1 protein-coding gene is annotated in these 412 nt (G+C 46.8%); it reads right to left on the reverse strand.

What is annotated here, in order from left to right; translation table 11 throughout:
* Nucleotides 1-412: transposase (locus A3729_RS12465; RefSeq protein ID WP_156497926.1), on the reverse strand; the 412-nt coding region annotated here is incomplete at both ends.

Raw genomic sequence — 412 nt, forward strand, 5'->3', positions numbered from 1 at the left:
GCTCATCAATAGTCTGAATCATTTCTTGTAAAACGATTTGCTGGCAAGGGTGCGGAAGCACCATTTCGGTTAGCCATCGCATATGTTTTAACGACCAGTTAGCGGTACCTGTATAACGTATATTATTCCTAAGCAGCATCGATTTAAGTTGATGCTTCGCATCGTTTAAATCTCGCATGGCTGCTTCTCGTGCGCGAGATAAGTCACGCACCGCTTCATCTTCGGGTTCAGGTACGTAGATTGGGTCAAGGTCATTGTTCTTCAGTAGTCGAGCGAGTTTCTGAGCGTCTCGTTTATCTGTCTTCACTCGCTCACCAGGTTTCTTGGGGATGAGAGATGGCGCGACTAAGAAACAGCAGTGACCAAGGCTGGTGAGAAGTCGATAAATCCAATAACCACAAGGGCCTGCTTC

The organism is Oleiphilus sp. HI0043 (assembly GCF_001634935.1).